Origin of the sequence: Sulfurihydrogenibium subterraneum DSM 15120, assembly GCF_000619805.1 — a bacterium.
GTDB lineage: Bacteria > Aquificota > Aquificia > Aquificales > Hydrogenothermaceae > Sulfurihydrogenibium > Sulfurihydrogenibium subterraneum.
In genome coordinates, this window is record NZ_JHUV01000008.1 from 27,464 (window position 1) to 42,617 (window position 15,154).

Here is a 15,154-nt window from a genome sequence, read left to right on the forward strand (position 1 = left end):
TTTACTTTTTCATTCCAAACTCTACTGGAAGATTATTCTTCTTCCAGTCTATTATTCCGCCTTTTAAGTTGTAAACATTTTTAAATCCATTTTGTTCTAAAAACTTACTTGACATAACGCTTCTGTTTCCAGACCTGCAATAAACGAGTATTTTTTTATCTTTAAACTTTTCCAAATCTTTTATGTACTGAGGAAGGACTTGGACTGGTATTAAGATAGAGCCTGGTATGTGTCCATCTTTTTCATATTCTATAGGAGTTCTAACGTCTAAAACAATCACATCTTTTTCCTTTTGAATCTTTTCATAAAACGCCTTTGAATCTAAATCCTGATAAGCATAGGCAAATACAAAGCTTAGTAGTATAGCAAATATTAATTTTCTCATTCTTCATCCTTTTCTATTTTTATTCCTAACTCTTTTAACTGTTTTTCCGCTACATAATCAGGAGCTCCTGTTAGAGGGCATACTCCTTTTTGAGTTTTAGGAAATGCTATTACGTCTCTTATGCTTTCACTTCCTGTCATAAGTGCGAGGATTCTGTCCAATCCAAAAGCAAGTCCTCCGTGAGGTGGAGCTCCGTAGCTTAGAGCTTCTATTAAAAATCCAAATTTTTCTTTTGCTTCTTCTTCTGATATGTTTAGTAGTTTAAATATTTTTTGCTGTAAGTATGGAGTGTGTATTCTGATAGAGCCTCCGCCTATCTCTTCTCCGTTTAAAACCATATCGTATGCCTTTGATTTGAAAGATAAGGCAATTTCTGGATTTTCTAATGCTTGGTCTAACTTTTCTATGTCTTCATCTTTTGGGCTTGTAAATGGGTGATGAATTGCAACTAACCTGTTTTCTTCCTCGTCCCATTCAAATAAAGGAAAGTCAACCACCCATAAAAACTCTAACTTATTTTTATCTATTAAGTTTAACTTTTCTGCTAAATGCTTTCTTAAAAATCCTAAAACTCTGTGGGTTATGTCTTTTTTATCTGCTATGAATACAAGCAGGTCTCCGTCTTGGGCTTGCATTCTTTGGAAAAGTTTTTGTTTTTGGTCTTCTGTAAAGAATTTTAAAATAGGAGATGTTGCCTCACCGTTTTCAAGCTTTATCCAAGCCATTCCTTTAGCACCAAACTTTTTAGCATACTCTGTAAGGTCATCTATCTCTTTTCTTGAAAACTTAGCACCACCTTTTACGTTAATACCTTTAACAAGTCCTCCTGACTTTGCTACATCGTTAAATACTTTAAACTCAACCTCTGAGGCTATATCTGTAATATCTATAAGCTCTAAACCATATCTTAAGTCTGGTTTATCTGTTCCGTATCTGTTTATAGCCTCTTCGTAAGACATTCTTCTAAAAGGAATTTTTACATCAATACCTAACACTTTTTTGTAAACGTGCTGAATAAGAGCTTCTGATAAACTCATAACGTCTTCTTCTGACACAAAAGACATCTCTAAGTCTATCTGGGTAAACTCTGGCTGTCTATCCGCTCTTAAATCCTCATCTCTAAAACACTTAACTATTTGAAAGTATCTTTCTAAACCTGCAACCATAAGAATCTGTTTAAAGAGCTGAGGGGATTGTGGAAGTGCATAAAATTTGCCTTTTTCTAACCTTGAAGGGACTAAAAAGTCTCTTGCTCCTTCTGGTGTTGATTTTGTTAACATTGGCGTTTCAACTTCAATAAATCCATTTCCTACTAAAAACTCTCTTACAGCTTGATAAACCTCGTGTCTTAGTATTATGTTTCTTTGCATTGATGGTCTTCTAAGGTCTAAGTATCTGTACTTTAGCCTTACTTCTTCGCTTACTTTTATGTTGTCTTCTATTTGGAAAGGTAAAACTTCACTTGTATTTAGAATAATCAAATAATCTGCTAAAACTTCTATGTTTCCTGTTTTCATTTTTGGGTTTTCTGTTCCTGTAGGTCTTCTGCCTACAATACCTTTAACGCCTATTACATACTCAGATTTTAATTTTTTTGCTTTGTTGTAAACTTCTTGGGATATTTTTGAAGGGTCAAATACAACCTGAACTATTCCTTCTCTGTCTCTTAGATTTATAAATAAAACACCTCCGTGGTCTCTTACAGTATCAACCCATCCAAGTAGTCTAACTTCTTCTCCTATATTACCTTCGTTTAAATCTCCACAATAGTAATCTCTTTTAAAGTCTCTAAGCTGGTCTGTCATCAGTATCTCCTTAGTTTGTTTTATGTTATAATTATATCAAAACTTTAACATCGGAGGCATTATGTATAAATTAGATGTTGTAACTCCGCTTGGAAATGTTTTTAGTGGAGAAGTTTATCAAACTGTTATAACAACAGCTGACGGAGAAATAGGTATTTTAGAAAACCACATGCTACTTCTTACAAACATCACTCCAGGAAAGTTAAGGATTGAGAAGGCAAACGGTGAAGTAAAAGAGATGGCTATAACTTACGGTATATTAGACGTAGCAGGAGACAAAGTTATCGCATTAATTGAAGAAGTTTACGAATTAAACGAGATAGACACAGAAAACGAAAAGAAGCTCCTTGAAGAAGCAAACTCAAAACTCCAATCAGAAAACTTAACGGAAGAAGAAAGAAAGCATTACGAAAAACAAAAATACAGAGCTGAAACACTTTTAAATCTTGCATCTGCAAAAGTTTAATATAAATCTTCAAGAAGATGAAGACCTTTCTCCTTTCATCAGGGGAAAGGTTTTTATAATTCAAAAAAAGGACGGCTACAGATTCAACATAGACAGTCTATTACTTGCTGATTTTGTAAACATAAAATCTTCTGGGAAGCTGATAGACCTTGGGACAGGCAGTGGAATAATATTGATTCTTTTGTCTTTAAAGTATAAAAATCTGCAATTTTATGGGTTAGAAGTTCAAGAAAATTTGTATCAACTGGCTGAGAAGAATCTTAAAATCAACAACTTAAATGCAAATCTGCAATTGGGAGACGTTAAAGAGGTAAAGAAGTTTTACGAACATCAATTTTTTGATTATGTTGTGATAAATCCACCTTATTTTAAATCAGGAGATTATAAAAACATCCAAGAAAAGATAGCAAGGTCTGAAGCTCTGGCAACTTTAGAGGATTTTATAAAGGCATCTTGGTATCTACTTAAAAATAAAGGAAAACTTTTTATGATAGTGCCTTGTGAGAGACTATCTGAAACAGTTAAGTATTTGAAAAATAATAATATTCAACCTAAAAGATATAGATTTGTACATCCTTCTATAAAAGAAAAAGCAACTCATTTTATGGTAGAAGCAATAAAGCAGGCTAAAGAAGGTGGAGAAACAGTAGAAAGTCCTTTAATAGTCTATGAAAATCCAAAAGAAAAAAAATACACTGAGTACGTATGGAACTTACTTGAAAATTATCCAGAACACTGTTTATAATTAAAGTTATGGATTTAAAACAGCTTATTAAAAAACTTGAAGATATGGGATATAGAAACATCTACTCTTGGTGTGATGAGCCAGAGACTTACTACGACTGGCACACTCATAGATATGACGAAGTTAGGTTAGTTTTCAAAGGCTCAATAATAATAGGCACAGAAGATGAAGTATATCACTTAAAAGAAGGCGATATTTTAGAAGTAAAAGCAGGCACTAAACACTGGGCAAAAACAGAAGAAGGTGTCTGCTATCTCTGTGGAAGTAAGTAAGTTAGTCATTTATTACTATCCAACAGCTTTTTATAGAAATCTAAAAAAAATATAATAAGATGCAAAACTCATACAAGCACGCTTAATAAAATGTGATAAAATTTTTTGTAAATATTCACGATATAAAAAACTTATACAGGTTTTAAAACAATGAAAAGACTACCAATAGGCATAACCACATTACAATCAATAAAAAAAGACAACTGCTACTATGTAGATAAAACTCCTTTTGTCAAAAAGTTAGTAGATAATGGAAAGTACTTCTTTTTAAGCAGACCAAGAAGATTCGGAAAATCTCTGTTTGTAGATACTCTAAAGCAGGCTTTTTTAGGCAATAAACAGCTGTTTGAAGGACTGTATTTAGAGAAAAATTGGGACTGGAGTATAAAGTATCCTGTTATACACATTGATTTTGGAAGTAGAAATATAAAAGATGTTAATTTATTGAAAAGATGGATTATAGAGCAACTTAAAGAGCACATTATAATCTATAACGTTAAAATAGAAGAAGAAGACGATTACGGATTTTTATTTAGAAAGTTAATCTTAAAGCTATACCAAGAATATAAAACTCAAGTTGTAGTGTTGGTGGATGAGTATGATAAACCAATACTTGATAACATAGAAAACACAGAAAAAGCCATAGAAATTAGAGATATTTTAAAAGACTTCTACAGCGTCTTAAAGACAGCTGAGCCTTATCTAAAGTTTGTATTTTTAACAGGTGTGTCAAGGTTTTCAAAAGTATCTATATTTAGCGGTTTAAATCAGCTAAATGATATTACTATAGATTCAAGATTTTCAACTATTTGCGGATATACTCAGTCAGAGCTTGAAACTGTATTTGCAGAACAGTTAGAAGGAGTAAATTTAGAAGAGCTAAAATATTGGTATAACGGTTATAACTGGCTTGGTGATAAAGTTTATAATCCTTTTGATATTTTACTATTTTTTGATAAGAGAGAATTTAGACCTTTCTGGTTTGAAACAGGAACGCCAACCTTTTTAATTAAACTCCTAAAACAAAATAAATATTACCTTCCAAAAATAGAAGAGTTAGAAGTAGGAGAGGAGCTTCTTTCTAACCTTGACATAGATTACATATATCCAGAAAACCTTTTATTTCAGTCAGGTTATTTAACAATAAAAGAAACTCAGCAACTACTGGGTAAGTGGTACTATAAACTAACATATCCAAACTTTGAAGTAAAAACAAGTTTTAACGATGCATTTTTAACTCACTTAACACCACCACCGCTAAAAAACACGACAGAAATAGAACTAACAAAAGCAATATTACAAAATGACTTAGAAAAATTAAAGACAGCTTTACACAGCTTCTTTGCAAGCATACCAAACGATTGGTATAGGAGAAACGATTTAGACAACTACGAAGGATTTTACGCATCTGTGGTGTATGCACTGTTTACAGGAAGCGGATTAAACACAAAGGCAGAAGATACGACTAACATTGGAAAGATAGACTTAACTGTATTTTATCAAGATAGAGCGTATATAATAGAGTTTAAAGTAGTAGAGAAAGAAGCTGAAAACAAGGCTTAAAGAGTTTATTGAGAAAAAGCTTCATAGATACAAAGAATTTAGGTCAGACCCTTCAAAGGATTATACCTCAAACCTTAGTCCATACTTACACTTTGGTCAGATTTCACCACTAAAAGTGGTTTTAGATGTTTTAAAACATTACGACAAAAACGATGAGAATGTTGTGTCGTTTTTCAACGAGCTTATAGTGTGGAGGGAGCTGTCAAGGAATTTCTGCTGGTACAATCCACTGTATAACCAGTATGAAGGCATTCCCCAGTGGGCAAAGGAAACCTTAGAAGAGCATAAAAAAGACAAGAGAGATTACTTATACTCTCTGCAAGAGTTTGAAGAAGCTAAAACTCACGACCCTTACTGGAACGCTTCACAAAAAGAGTTGTTAAAAACAGGAAGAATTCATAATTATATGAGAATGTACTGGGCTAAAAAGATAATTGAGTGGACAGAAAATCCAAAACAGGCGTTTGATATTGCATGCTATCTTAACGACAAATACGCTTTAGATGGGAGAGACCCTAACGGTTATGGAGGAATATCTTGGTGTTTTGGCACTTTTGACAGACCTTGGCAAGAAAGAAAAGTTTTTGGAAAGATAAGGTACATGAACGACAAAGGATTAGAGAGAAAGTTTGATATAAAGGCATATGTGTTTAAAGTTAACCTTTTGTAAGTTTATAGGAGCCAAGCATGGAATTTGAAAAAATATTTAAAAGCCTTCCTGAAGGAAATTACACCCACGGTCTTATTCCAAGGCCTACAGCTGTAGTGTGTGTAAAAAACAATCCATTTACAGTTGCCCACCACACGCCTGTTAACAAAGACCCTTTTACATACGCTATCTCAGTAGATAAGACAAATTACAGCTACAGCCTTCTGCTTGAAAGTCAAGATTTTAGTATAAACTTTTTACCTTTTGAATTTGTAGAACAAATCCACAAAATAGGAAAAACCCATGGAAATGAAGTTAATAAGTGGCAGATTACAAATTTAAAACATCAAAAGGGTATGATGATAGAGTCTTACATAATAACAGACTCACTTATCATTTACGAATGTAAAAAGTTAAAACACATAGAGTTTGAAGACCACTGTTTATTTTTTGGAAAAGTAGTAATGAAACATTACAAAAAAGGATATATTAAACCAAACAAGGTTAGATTTACACTTTTTCACGGAAAAAACTTTTACTCAACAAATAAGCACCCTAAAAAGCTGTTTTTTGATACTCTTTAAAAATCTCCTCTTTTGTCTTACACAGGCAAGGGTCTGTGTAGGGTTTTGCAAGTGGAGAGGTTTCTAACCTTTGCTTTTCTTTTTCTGGTAAGACTGGAATATCGCCATTTATAGTTGCAACGGTTGAATAGCTCCTTCTTCCTACTGGCTCAACAAGTCCTATTTTAAACCCTGCCTCTATCAAGCCTTTTCTAACTGGTAGTGAAGCTGAGTAAGTAGCTAAGATAGCCTTATCTGTCATAAGAGTTTTTACTACTTTAAACAAGTCTAAAGTCCACATTTCAGTGTTAACTTTTGGTGAAAATGGGTCGTAAAACACAGCGTCAAACTTGTATCCAGATTTTGATAAATCTAAAAGTATTTTTCTTCCTTCTCCTATAACTACAGTTAAGCTTACTGTATCAGATGATACTATGTAAGATGGGTATAGATTTTCGTTTAGTTTAATCTCTGCAGGCTTTAAAGATTTTATAAAGTCATACTCATCTTTAAGATTCTCTGGAATTTCCATCTGATTTATTCTATCTAAAAAGTTTTTGTCCTTTTCTATTGAGATTATGCTTATTTTTACATCTGGATTGTTATTTTTTGCAACGTTTATAGCAACTGCAACATTATAACCAAGTCCAAATCCTACGTCTAAAATGTTTATCTGGTGCTTTTCTTTTGCCAATCTATCTATTTTACAAGGGAGGATAAACTTGTAAAGACTTTCTGTGTAAGCTCCCGCTTTTGTGCTGTGGTATGCTTCGTTATACTCAAAGTTATAAAAAGTTTGAGTTCCGTCAGCTGTTATAACTTTACCATCTATAAATCTTAAATCAGGGTAGGTTTTTATTATCTTTAAATCAAGTAAATACTTGGCAAAAAGTTTTATGGCCTCTATGTTTTTACTGTCTAATCCGTATTTAAGATTTTTTAAATACTCTTTCTTATTTACTTCTAAATCTAAACTGTCAATCTTTTCAAAGAATTCTTTTACATTCTGTTTTAACCTTTTAGCAAACTCTAAAACTTTTTCTTTGTTTTGTAGAAAAAAGTCTTTATTAACGCACCACAGGGCAAATGTAAAAGGTAATCCTGTTTTATCAAACCATAACTTTGAAAGGTCATAAACATACTTATAATCTTTTTGATACTCTATCGCTTTATTTCCTATCAATAAAACAGATTCTCTTTTTTTGTAAGTATCAAAGTATTTATAAACAGGCTTTTTTCCTAAAAAAATCTCAAATATAACTTTTGTCAGATAAACAGAGGTTTTGGACTCTTTTGTAAGGTATATAACTTCTATGTCCTGTAGTGGAATGTCTGAGCCTATTATTACAGAGTTAACCTCTTTGTAGGAGCTGATAGATAAATCTGGAATGATTAAATACTGGAAAAAATTTTCTAAATACTCAGCTGTTGAGACTATTCCTGCATCTATCTTTTTTTCTTTTAAAAATTTGTTTAGATTAGCTGGATAGTCTTTTACAATTGTAATGCCTTTAAATTTTTCTATGCCAAAGGGAAGGGTATTTAAGTAATCTATCCAACCTACTTTCATTTTAGTCTTTCTAAAATAAATGTTTTTAATCTAAGGGTTGCAATGCTTACCACAAATCCAATCAATAAACTAAACACAACTACAAGAAAAGAGTAAATAAAAGGGTGCTCTAACAGTAATTTAGCAAAGTAGTTTGAAGCTGTAAGTTGAAAAATTTCCTTTGGCGGTGCTTTTATTAGCTGATAAAAGCTGTATAGGGCAACGGTAATCATTAAAACTGCAAGCATCATCTTTATGTAAAACTTATTTATCTTTTGACCTAATATGGCTCCAAACACAGCTCCAAAAGACGAACCAAAGATTAAAATAATCGTTAAGACTATGTCAACTCCATGATTTACATAAGAGTGAAAGAATGCCAAGAATGAAGCTACAAAAACCATTTGAAAAATACTTATAGATACAGCACTTATAACCTCATAACCTCCAAGGTACATCAATGCAGGAGTGATAAGATTTCCTCCTCCTATTCCCATTATAGCGGCTAAAAATCCTGAAGAAAATCCAATAAATGCAGGAAGTAAAATAGATATTTCTCTATTTTTAAATTGTGTTTTAAAAGGTAGATTTTTAATAAAGTTAGGAATCTCGTTAGGCTCACTTTTGTGTCTGTTTTTAATGCTTTCTACAAATATAAAAAGTCCTAAGATTAATAGATACACAACGTAAACACTTAAAACAAACTTTTTAACATATCCAAGACTTTTAAGAAGATTTATCAAGAAAACGCCAAAAGACCCACCAACAAACCCAAAAACGACTATGTAAAGTCCCATTTTTATATCTACAACCTTTGACTTTAAATACGTTAAAAATCCAGACAAAGAAGCTCCCGATATCTGACTGATAGATGAGCCTACTACAACAACAGAAGGAATGTTCATATTTAGTAAAACTGGGTTAAGGATAATACCACCACCTATTCCCAGCATTCCAGACAAAACACCAACCACAAAACCTAAGACAAGGACGTGTAGTATATTTACTTCAACATTTGCAATAGGAAGAAGTATATCCATTATATTCTATACTTCTCCTTTAGTTTATTTAAAAGTTTTTCGTAAAGGTCTTTGTCTGTATCTAACAGGTTTTTGACTGATTGGACGTCCTTGTCTCCTCTTCCAGATAGGTTTATAACTACTGATTGGTGTTTGTCTAACTGCTGTGCAATTTCTACAGCTTTTATTACTGCGTGGGAGCTCTCTAATGCTGGTATTATACCTTCTGTTCTTGAAAGTAGTAGAAATCCTTCTAACGCCTCTTCATCTGTAGCGGTTATATACGTAGCTCTTCCAGACTCTTTTAGGTAAGCGTGCTCTGGTCCTACACCAGGATAGTCTAATCCTGCGGATATTGAGTGGGTTGTTTCTATCTGTCCCCACTGGTCTTGTAAAAAGTATGATTTCATCCCGTGTAAAACGCCAACAGACCCTCCAACGATACTTGCTGCGTGCATTCCAGTCTCAAGTCCGTATCCTCCCGCTTCTACTCCTACTAATTTAACCTCTTCATCTTCTATAAACGGGTAGAATATACCAATTGCATTACTTCCACCACCAACACAAGCAACTATCACATCAGGAAGTTTTCCTTCTATCTCAAGTATTTGATTTTTTACTTCTTCTCCTATAACTGACTGAAAATCTCTTACAATCATTGGGAATGGATGAGGTCCTAATGCCGAGCCTATTATGTAGTGAGTTGTCCTTACATTTGTAACCCAGTCTCTTAAAGCTTCGTTAACTGCATCTTTTAAAGTTCTACTTCCTGATTTTACTATCTCTACGTTAGCTCCAAGGAGCTTCATTCTAAAGACGTTTAATGCCTGCCTTTCTGCGTCTTCTTCTCCCATATAGATTGTACACTCAAGTCCAAAAAGTGATGCAGCTGTTGCAGTAGATACACCGTGCTGTCCTGCTCCTGTTTCTGCTATTATTCTTTTTTTACCTATTCTTTTTGTAAGTAAAACTTGACCTAAAGTGTTGTTAATCTTGTGAGCTCCAGTATGAAGTAGGTCTTCTCTTTTTAAATATATCTTTGCTCCACCTACAACTTGTGTAAGTCTTGGAGCAAAATACAGCGGTGTAGGTCTTCCTGCATACTCTGTTAGGTAATAAACCAGCTCTCTTTTAAAGTCTCCATCGTTTTTTATCTTTAAATACTGCTGTTCTAACTCTTCTAACGCTGGAATTAAGGTCTCTGGTAAATACTTTCCTCCAAACTGTCCGTAGTATCCTTTTTCATCAGGAAATGTGTATTTTTTCATCTCAGCTCCTTTTTTGTTTTAAAAATTATTTTAATTTTTTTCTTTCCTCATAATAGTCTTTAACTGTTAAAAAAGCAATAGTTCCAAAAGATATTAAAGCTGTTAAAACAGCCAAAACAAACATTGTTAAACCTATTTTTTCCATCTTTATACCTTCTATCCATTCCTAATTCCTTACCTATTTTTTAATATATCTAATATCTCTTGACTTTCTTTTGTAGGTTGGTTTTCTTGAGGTTGAGGATTTGTTTCTTCAGTTGGTGGAGATTCTCCTTGAGGTTGTGGATTTTCCTCTGGTTTTTTAAATAGTTGAGAAAAGTCAACCTGATTTCCATCACAGTCTACTGTAGGATATGTCCCTTCTACAAACAATATATATCTTCCAGGGCAATTTTCATTGGCAACTTTGTTTGTAATTGGGTCAATAGGAATGTAAACGGTACCTTCTACTCTTTGGAATTCTTTGTATTTTCCTGACCTGTTTGCGTAGTTCATTATATCTATCCATAATGGCAATGCGGCTTCTGCTCCTGCCATTCCTTTTCCTATAGGTTTTCTTTTGTCGTATCCTACCCATACAATCATTGTAATATCAGGGTCAAATCCGGCAAACCAAGCATCAGAGTAATCGTTTGTAGTTCCAGTTTTTCCTGCAACAGGGACTGACATTGAAGATGCTTTAACCCCCGTTCCTTCAAGGACAACAGCTCTTAAAAGGTCTACCATTACGGCAGTTTCTGGTTTTGAAAGGACTTCTTCACATTTTGGGTCTTGTCTGTAAAGGACATTACCTTCTTTATCTACGACCTTTCTTATAAAGTAAGGTTCACATCTTGTTCCGTAGTTTCCAAAGGTTGCAAAAGCGTTTGCAAGCTCAATAGGTGTTATCTCTACAGACCCAAGTGCTAAAGAGTAGTATCTTGGAAGTTTTTGTTTTATTCCTACTTTGTAAGCTACTGATAAAACAGGGTCAAAATCTATCTGAGATAGAAGATAAACGGTAGCTGCGTTTAAACTTTTTGCCAACGCTTTTCTTAGAGTAACGGTTCCGTAGTAGTTTCCATCGTAGTTTTTAGGAACCCACTCTTTATTTTGGCTGTAATCCCAAAAACCGATAGGTTTGTCTTCTAAAGTGGATATTTGAGTATATCCGTTTAAAAGAGCTGCCATGTATATAATAGGCTTTATAGCAGAACCGGGTTGTCTTTTACTCTGGAAAACTCTGTTGAACTGAGATTTTCTAAACTCATATCCACCTATTAAAACTCTAATACCACCTGTTTTTGAATCTATCGAAACTACCGCAGACTCTAAAAACGGTAAAACTTTAAAAGTATTATCTTCTTGATATCTTACATATACATAATCCCCTATTTTAAGATTTGCTGGATTTTTTACGGGAGCTTCTGCTTCAACTTGGTCAATATTAAATTTAATCTTTCCTTTTGATATAGCTTTAATTTCAGCTACATATATGTAGTTTTTAATAATAGTGTCTGGACTAACTTTTTGACTTTCATACCTTTGTTTTAAATAATCTATATCGTCTTTTGATAACTTTGGAAATCCTACTCTGTTTTGCAGGTCTTCCAACCATTGTTGAACTCTTTTTTGAGCATACATCTGTAATGCTGTGTCTATAGTTGTGTATATTTTAAGTCCACCTTGACTTACAGCTTCCTCACCGTAGTTGTCTATCACCCACTGTCTTATGATTTCTGTAAAGTAATCGTTAAAATTATCAGACCTTATGATTTTTGCTAATCTAATAGGTTTTTCTACACATCTTTTATAGTCAGCTTCTGTAATGTAGCCCTCTTCTAACATTCTTTGAAGGACAACCTGCTTTCTTTTTTCTGCTAAATCTGGATTAACGTAAGGATTATATTTAGATGGAGCTTTTGGAAGTCCGGCTAAAACGGCAGCTTCACATAAATCTACCTGAGATATACTTTTACCAAAGTAAGTCCTTGCAGCTGCCTCAACACCAAAACTTCCCTGCCCTAAGTATATCTGATTTAAATACATCTCTAAAATTTTATCTTTTGAATATACCTTGTTTAATCTGATTGCTAAAACAGCTTCTTTTATTTTTCTGGATAGACTTTTTTCTGGAGTTAAAAATAGATTTTTTGCAAGTTGTTGCGAGATTGTGCTACCGCCTTCTGCTTTGCCCATTTTTATAATGTTTTTTATCATAGCTCTAATAATTGCAAGAATGTCTATACCGGGATTAGAATAAAAAGTTTTATCTTCCGTAGCTATAAAAGCTTTTTTTACGTAGTCTGGAATTTTGTCTATCGTAACGTAGTATCTTTTTTGAACATAAAGCTCGTTATAAACTTTATCTTCATAATCAAGTATTACGGAAGCTTCAGGTGGTTTCCAGTTTTCAAGCTGTCTTACGTCAGGAAGGCCTCTTGTTATAATAAACACATAAACTCCGAAAACCAGAAAAAGTAAAGAGAAAATAGATAGTCCTATAAGTGCAACTCTATTCAAAATAAATTTAACCTCGTTTTTTAAGTTTAAAAAAATTAACTATAAATTATTTTACCAAAATTTAAGGAGCTAACTGTTGGTTATTTAATTGCTGATTATTGCTTGAAAATTTAATTTTTCCCTTTTCTAACATAACTTGATTTTGCGCTCCATTAGAAGAAATAACTTTACTTCCCACCGCTATATAAAATTTTGCGTTGTTTACTTCTGGTGTGTTTTTTTGAAAATTCATTTCTGTAAGTAGTAAAATTTCTCCTTCAAACTCAAAATTTGAGTTATTGTCTAATTCAATAAAATAAGGAGAAGGCTTATTGGTTTGTATTGTAATATTTTCATCATCTATCCACCAAAATTTTTTGTCTTCTTCAGTTAATGGTTTGACATCTACTAACTCTAATTCTCCATAACCGTATCTAACATCTGAACCGACATAAATTTTAAATCTCTTTTTCAAAAAATTATCATCTGTTTTAATTATTCCTATCCAGTGAAGTTGATTTTTTAAGAGTTCTAATTTTTCTATACCTTGGAAATCTTTTTTATATCTTGGTAATATAAAGTCAATTTCGTGAAGGCTTTTGTCTTTAGCTTTTCTACTGGTTGGCTCAATGGCTGTTTGAACGTAAGTATCTACAAAATAGGCTCTAAATTCTTCTTCCGAAACATTACCTAAGTAAAACTCTCCATTTTCATAAGAAGGTTTAAGAATAATCTCTCCATCAAGGCTTGGGAAGAAGTTTGATATTGTTTTAAATTTATTTTCATCGTATGTACCATTTTCTTGATAATGAGCATTTGTTAGAGCCCCCCACATTGTCTGTCCAGAGATAAATAAATCCGTTTCTTTCACTACTCCCCACTTGGTAGAGCCTATATGAATAGGTTGATTTTGTTTAAAAATAAGTTTATACCAAGTCATTTTAATCCCCCAGTGCCTTAGCGTGATAACGAGCATAAATAAGGGTTTTTTCAAGGAGCTGTTTTAAGAAAAGGAGTTTGTGTAGGTCGTTTGAAATATTTTGAAAGTATTGTTGTTTATTATTTTCATCAAAGCTAATATCAAGAATTTTGAATAAATCTTTTAACTTGTTTAAAAATATCTTTTCAGGTTCTTTATTATCTTTACCATTCTGAGAAATTATATAAACATAATAAGCATATACTCCATTATTATTTAATACTCCCAAAGCTTTATCTATAAGATTTTTTAATTTCTTTTTATTTTGCGAATTTTGAATTTCACTTACCAGCTCATAAGATACTTTAGCAATAAGAGACTCTATATTTAAGTTATTGGTTTGGTTGCTCATCTTGGCTACCTCCTGTTTGAGAATTGCCATTGATTAGTTGAATTTTTAACCTTCCAAAACCTCTGGTAGTCATTCCACCAATACCTAAACTTTCATAGTAATGAGCACTATCTTTTAGAGCTTGTTCCAAATCATCAGCAGTAGGTAAAGGTTCTATTTTACTATCTAATTCTCCAAATTCTTTATTAAAAATTCTAATACTTCCGTAAAAAATAGTCCCTCTTGGAATAGCTTCGCTTGTAAATAGAGCTCCTTCTTTTGCAGCTCCCGTTATTGGGTCAATGGAAACAGAAGTTCTAACTTCAAGATTTGAGTTTACAATGTGAGAAAAAAGACTTTCTGAAACGATAATAATGTCTTCAGATTTAATTGAAAAATTACTAATTTGAGAATCATTGATATTATGACTACCACTAACTTCCAAGTAAAGCCAACCTAAGTTTAAATGTCCTTCATTTCCATTTTTAGTTTTAATTTTATTTTCTTCAGGAAGACTTTCATTTATTTTTATTTCTTTTAAGATAGAAGCTGTTGTTATCCATTTTGTTCCTTTCATAGTAAAGACAGGAAAGAAGAGGATGTTTAAATCACTGAAAAAAATCATCCCTTGCCAGCTTATGTCCTTTTTAGAAAAACCAAATCCTTTACAAACTATACAATGTCCACAATGTCCTGTATTATTCTCATCATCTCTCTCTAATTGAGGAGCGTCGTCTTGTCCCGCACAACTAATCTTTAAAATTTGATTTCCTACAAAACCTTTCCAGCCGTTAGGTTGAGAATTATTCCAATTATAATTTTTTAATTTTTCTGCTATTGTATTGCCACTTTGATTTTTAATTTTGTCAAAAGATGGTTGTTTGCCTTTTAAATCTTTTAATGCTTCTAAAACTACATAATACCTCCAGGTTCCAGCTAAACTGCTACCAGGAATCTTAGGAATATTTGTAATAGGGTCTCTAACTATTGTGTTATCCACTCTCCCTATGTTATATCCACCTGTTCCTATATAGATAGGGTCTGTAGCCATAGCATAAACTTCTAATGTTTTTACCATT

General features: G+C 32.9%; 15 protein-coding genes. 6 read left to right on the top strand and 9 right to left on the bottom strand.

Annotation, left to right across the window (positions count from 1 at the left end; all coding sequences use genetic code 11):
- Position 1: 1 nt before the first annotated feature.
- Both Q385_RS0100845 and aspS read right to left on the bottom strand, forming a co-directional pair.
- Positions 2-385, bottom strand: a complete 384-nt coding sequence (locus Q385_RS0100845) for a rhodanese-like domain-containing protein (protein ID WP_028949850.1) — start codon at positions 383-385, stop codon at positions 2-4.
- Positions 382-2,190 carry an aspartate--tRNA ligase gene (aspS, locus tag Q385_RS0100850; RefSeq protein ID WP_028949851.1) on the bottom strand — a complete coding sequence of 603 codons (1,809 nt, stop codon included), beginning with the start codon at positions 2,188-2,190 and terminating at the stop codon, positions 382-384. The genes Q385_RS0100845 and aspS overlap by 4 nt, the downstream gene beginning before the upstream one ends.
- 61 nt (positions 2,191-2,251) lie before the next feature.
- Here aspS and atpC point away from each other — a divergent pair, with 61 nt between their 5' ends.
- From atpC to Q385_RS0100880, 6 genes are all read left to right on the top strand, one after another.
- Positions 2,252-2,656, top strand: coding sequence for an ATP synthase F1 subunit epsilon (gene atpC / locus Q385_RS0100855; RefSeq protein ID WP_028949852.1), 405 nt, complete (start codon positions 2,252-2,254; stop codon positions 2,654-2,656).
- Positions 2,637-3,401, top strand: a complete 765-nt coding sequence (locus Q385_RS0100860) for a tRNA1(Val) (adenine(37)-N6)-methyltransferase (protein ID WP_028949853.1) — start codon at positions 2,637-2,639, stop codon at positions 3,399-3,401. Before atpC ends, Q385_RS0100860 begins: the two co-directional genes overlap by 20 nt.
- A gap of 8 nt (positions 3,402-3,409) precedes the next feature.
- Positions 3,410-3,673 carry a cupin domain-containing protein gene (locus Q385_RS0100865; RefSeq protein WP_028949854.1) on the top strand — a complete coding sequence of 88 codons (264 nt, stop codon included), beginning with the start codon at positions 3,410-3,412 and terminating at the stop codon, positions 3,671-3,673.
- Positions 3,674-3,823: 150 nt separating this feature from the next.
- Positions 3,824-5,236: an ATP-binding protein gene (locus Q385_RS08775; protein ID WP_084609394.1), complete on the top strand. Its 1,413-nt coding sequence runs from the start codon at positions 3,824-3,826 to the stop codon at positions 5,234-5,236.
- Between the two features lie 115 nt (positions 5,237-5,351).
- A complete protein-coding gene (locus tag Q385_RS08780) occupies positions 5,352-5,906 on the top strand; it encodes an FAD-binding domain-containing protein (protein WP_245596340.1) in 555 nt (184 codons plus the stop codon).
- Between the two features lie 17 nt (positions 5,907-5,923).
- Positions 5,924-6,469: a flavin reductase family protein gene (locus Q385_RS0100880; protein ID WP_051524366.1), complete on the top strand. Its 546-nt coding sequence runs from the start codon at positions 5,924-5,926 to the stop codon at positions 6,467-6,469.
- Here the strand turns inward: Q385_RS0100880 and Q385_RS0100885 are convergent.
- The 7 genes from Q385_RS0100885 to Q385_RS0100920 all read right to left on the bottom strand — a co-directional run bounded on the left by Q385_RS0100885 (position 6,441) and on the right by Q385_RS0100920 (position 15,153).
- Entirely contained in the window at positions 6,441-8,018 is a 1,578-nt protein-coding gene (locus Q385_RS0100885) for an MqnA/MqnD/SBP family protein (protein WP_028949856.1), read from the bottom strand. The genes Q385_RS0100880 and Q385_RS0100885 overlap by 29 nt on opposite strands.
- On the bottom strand, positions 8,015-9,037 hold the full coding sequence (locus Q385_RS0100890; RefSeq protein WP_028949857.1) for a sulfite exporter TauE/SafE family protein: 1,023 nt from the start codon (positions 9,035-9,037) through the stop codon (positions 8,015-8,017). Before Q385_RS0100890 ends, Q385_RS0100885 begins: the two co-directional genes overlap by 4 nt.
- Positions 9,037-10,284, bottom strand: coding sequence for a tryptophan synthase subunit beta (gene trpB, locus Q385_RS0100895; protein ID WP_028949858.1), 1,248 nt, complete (start codon positions 10,282-10,284; stop codon positions 9,037-9,039). Before trpB ends, Q385_RS0100890 begins: the two co-directional genes overlap by 1 nt.
- Positions 10,285-10,458: 174 nt before the next feature.
- Positions 10,459-12,786, bottom strand: a complete 2,328-nt coding sequence (locus Q385_RS0100905) for a penicillin-binding protein 1A (RefSeq protein WP_028949859.1) — start codon at positions 12,784-12,786, stop codon at positions 10,459-10,461.
- Between the two features lie 61 nt (positions 12,787-12,847).
- The gene (locus Q385_RS08785; RefSeq protein ID WP_051524367.1) at positions 12,848-13,705 is read right to left on the bottom strand and encodes a hypothetical protein; all 858 of its coding nucleotides are present in this window, start codon (positions 13,703-13,705) and stop codon (positions 12,848-12,850) included.
- A 1-nt stretch (position 13,706) separates the two neighbouring features.
- Complete coding sequence (locus Q385_RS0100915) at positions 13,707-14,096, bottom strand: type III-B CRISPR module-associated protein Cmr5 (protein WP_028949860.1); 390 nt, start codon at positions 14,094-14,096, stop codon at positions 13,707-13,709.
- Entirely contained in the window at positions 14,077-15,153 is a 1,077-nt protein-coding gene (locus Q385_RS0100920) for an RAMP superfamily CRISPR-associated protein (protein ID WP_028949861.1), read from the bottom strand. The genes Q385_RS0100915 and Q385_RS0100920 overlap by 20 nt, the downstream gene beginning before the upstream one ends.
- Position 15,154 lies beyond the last annotated feature (1 nt).